At 68.0% G+C, this 3675-nt stretch carries 3 protein-coding genes; 1 reads left to right on the top strand and 2 read right to left on the bottom strand.

Features of this window, described 5'->3' with window-relative positions:
• Both WBV89_RS03510 and WBV89_RS03515 read right to left on the bottom strand, forming a co-directional pair.
• A partial coding sequence (locus tag WBV89_RS03510; protein ID WP_423979958.1) for an alcohol dehydrogenase catalytic domain-containing protein occupies positions 1–648 on the bottom strand: 648 nt, incomplete at its 3' end.
• A complete protein-coding gene (locus WBV89_RS03515) occupies positions 645–3026 on the bottom strand; it encodes an HAD-IB family phosphatase (protein ID WP_423979959.1) in 2382 nt (793 codons plus the stop codon). The genes WBV89_RS03515 and WBV89_RS03510, both read right to left, overlap by 4 nt.
• A 151-nt stretch (positions 3027–3177) precedes the next feature.
• Here WBV89_RS03515 and WBV89_RS03520 point away from each other — a divergent pair.
• On the top strand, positions 3178–3675 hold a 498-nt coding region (locus tag WBV89_RS03520), incomplete at its 3' end, for a TetR/AcrR family transcriptional regulator (RefSeq protein ID WP_423979960.1).

A 3675-nucleotide genomic window follows, 5' to 3' on the forward strand; every position in this document is an offset into this window, starting at 1 on the left:
CATCGTGCCTGCGCCGAGCACGGCGACGACGGGGTCGGTGCGACCGGCGAGCGTCGGTGCGGCGAGCAGCGCGGCGTGGATTCCTCCGGCGAACGGTTCGACGAGCACGGCCTGCTCGTCGGGCATCTCGTCGGGAACCTCGTGGAGTTGGGATTCGTGCGCCCAGAACCACGGTGCCCATCCACCGCCGGTCGCACAGCAGAAGCCGGTCTGGATCGCCGGGCCGATCCCGTCGGCGGACTCGACCGCGAGGTGGGCGTAGTCGTCGCCGTCGGCCGGACGCGCACCGTCGAAGGGCAGGTCGACGTTTCGTGCGGCGTGGCCGAGGACGGGTTCGAGCACCACGCGGGTTCCGGCCCGTTCGCCATCGTGGAGTTCGCCGACGACCTCGTGGCCGGGGACGAACGGGAAACTCACCCAATCGTCGAAGTAGGTGGACGCATGGCCACCGACGAGCGAGAGATCGGAGCCGCAGATGCCGGCGAGGCGTGTCCGGACTCGGTGCCATCCCTCGCCGGGTTGCTCGGGATCGTCGATCGTGCGGAACTCGAGCGGTCCGATCTTCGCGGCACCGGACGGGGAGATCGCTCCCACGATGCGTGCCGCGCCGAACTTTCCGACGTTGCGTCGAACCTGCAGGGCCTTCATGCTCCCGCCTTCCGGAAACGGCGACGCCGTTCGCGTTCCACCATCAGCTCACCGATCGGAAGGAGTGATTTCGGCCCGCCCGGAGCCTTCGACCAGTTCTCGACGAGCCAACCGCGTTTGCGAGCGATCGCGGCGAGGCGCGTTTCGGGGTTGACCGCCACCGGGAATCCGACCGCTTCGAACAGTGGGAGGTCGGAGGACGAGTCGGCGTATGCGACCGCTTCGTTGATATCGAGACCTTCGGCCTCGCAGTAGTCACCGAGGATCTGCGCGCGGGCCTCACCGGTCGGTGGGACCGAGTGCATCTCGCCGGAGTAGGTGCCGTCGGGTCGGATCATCATCTCCGCGGCGACGATTTCGTCGAACAGCGGCTTGAGTCCGGCGACGGCGAAGTCGAGCGCACCGGTGATGAGGATCGTGCGATGGCCGAGCGCGCGGTGCTCGCGTACCCGCCGCAACCCCGCCGGGAACGACTTCGTCATGATCAGCTGCGTCAGCATCTCGCGGGCGTCGATCTCGATCTGTTCGACGGGAGCGTTCTCGTAGCGGCGGTAGAAGTGCCGGAGGAAGTCGGTGCGATCCTGGCGGTCGAGTCGGAGCAGGCCGGGTGCCTCGACGATCGTGCGCGCCACGTAGCGGGCGCGCTCGGCGGTGTCCAGTCGGCGGGTCGCGAGCCACGAGAAGCTCTCGACGACGTTCGATGCGATCAGGGTGTTCTCGAGGTCGAACGCGGCGATCTGTCGCTTGGGATCGAGCACCTGCTTGCGCATCCGGGTCATCCGGTCGACCGACTTGGACGCTCCCGGGGTGGTCTTGACCCGCGCGTGCTGAATGATCGACGGCAGGTGGATGTTGTTGACGTAGTGGTCCCAGTCGACCGAGCGCGGGTCGAAGTTGAAGTCGGCTCGATCCTGCTCGCCGAGACCGTTCCAGATGCTCATCAGGTTGTCGACCTGATAGATCGCCTCGCACTCGGTGTAGAGCCCGTACAGCTCGACGTACTCGAGCGCGGTCTCGACCTCGAGGCGCTTCTCCTCGAGTTGGGCCGACAGTTCGGCCTGCTTGCCGCGCAGCGGGAGTGTCTGCAGCACCTTGTCGGCGGTGCTCAGGACGGTCTTGGCCTGCGTCAGCTGCTTCTGGACCCGGCCGCGTCCCGGGAAACGCCACTCGGGGACCACGATCGGCTGGCCCTTGGGGTCGTAGAGCGGGTTGCGGGTGAACCAGCCGGTCACGTTGTCGACCATCTGGCGGTACTTCAGCGGGTTGATCCCGCCTGATGCGACCTGCGTGATCGCCGGCGCGTCGTTCGGTCCGGCTGCGGCCACGGCGATGATCGCGGCGACGACGATGTCGACGGGGATGACGTCGACGGTCCCCTCCGGCACGCCGGGGAACTCCTTGAGCAGGCCGCGGGCGAAGGAGATGATCACCGGTTCGGCCATGCGGAAGCCACGGATCCAGCCGGGCTTCGGCTCGGCGAGGGCCGACTCGATGATCGACGGCCGGACGATCGATACCGGGACGTCGCCCTTCATGTCGGTGAGCGCCTGCTCGCCGAGAGCCTTCGTGAACGCATAGGCGTCGGGCCAACCGACGCTCGCGGCACGCGCACGCCCGGCCTTGACGAGTTCGGACTTGACCCACTTCTGGCGGAGGTCCTCGGTCTTGGAGGCGAGGGCGGGCGCTCCGGCGGCGCCGATTTCGGCCCGTGCACTCTTGCGGAAGACCTTCAGCTGGTCGGGTGTCCGGCTCAGGGCGTCGGTGTCGGAGCGCAGACGCTTCGTCGCGGCGACCTCGGAGCGCCAGTCGATCCCGACGTCGAACGGACCCTCCGACACGAGGATCTCGGGGGCGTTGCCCCGTCGGTTTCCGGCGACGTAGCACGTCGAAACGGCGACGAGGTGCGGGGCGACGCCCATCTCGTTGGCGAGGTTGGCGATGCGGGTCGGGCCGAGCAGGTTGATCTCGACCGCCGAGTCCATCGGCGAGTCGAACGACACCGCTGCAGCCGAGTGGATGATGGTGTCGGCTGTTCCCCACAGTTCACGGTCGGTCGGGCTCAGCCCGAGCCCGTCCTGCGTGACGTCGCCCGCAACGGTCTGGATGCGCGCGGCGACCGCCGTGTCGAAGTCGTCGCCGTGGGTCTCGCGCAGGCGGTCGAACGCATCGTTCTTCAGGATCTCGCGCTGGGTTCGTCGGGCCGCCGGCGTGCGGCGACCGTCGCGAACGAGCAGCACGAGGTTGCAGTCGGGGACACAGCGCAGCAGCCGCTCGACGAGTGCCGTCCCGACGAAACCCGTCGAGCCGGTGATCGCGATGCGTTTGCCCGCGAGCGACTCGGGGATCGTGTCGGCCATCACGGTTGACATGTCTACCATTTCCCAGCATCATCCTCTACCAATTGGTAGAGAGATGAGATGTTCCCCCGCCCGCCCCGCCCCGCCCATCTCGTGAACTGTTCGCGCACGGAGCGCCGGACAAGTTCACGAGAGCGCTGGTTGGGGGTGCGGGGGTGGTGATGGTCGACCGATGAGCGCGGTGGCGTCGACGCGGGAGCGGATCATCGATGCGTCGGTCGACCTGTTCGGCAGCCGTGGGGTCGACGCGGTGTCGCTCGACGAGATCGCCCGCGAGGTCGGGGTCCGCAAGCAGACGGTCCTCTACTGGTTCGCGTCGAAGGACACGCTCGTCGACGGCGTCCTCGATGCGGTGTCGGACGAGTTGTTCGTCGTGATCGACGCGGCGGTGCGCGCTGCCGACGACGATCCGCTCGAACGAATCGACGCGATCGTGCGCGCGGTGTTCCGTCCGGCGGTGCGTCGTCCGGCTCTGCTCGGACTGTTCCGCGAGGTCAGCCGTCTGGATTCGGACCACGCCGACCGGCTTCGGCGCCGGATCGAACCACTGGTCGATCGGGCGGTCACCTACCTGGCCGACGAGATGGATGCCGGACGACTCCGGCGCGGCGACCCCGGGCTGATCGCGGCGCTCGGATACGCGACGCTCACCGGAATCGCGACCGAACCC

Origin of the sequence: Ilumatobacter sp., assembly GCF_049588435.1 — a bacterium.
Lineage (GTDB): Bacteria > Actinomycetota > Acidimicrobiia > Acidimicrobiales > Ilumatobacteraceae > Ilumatobacter_A.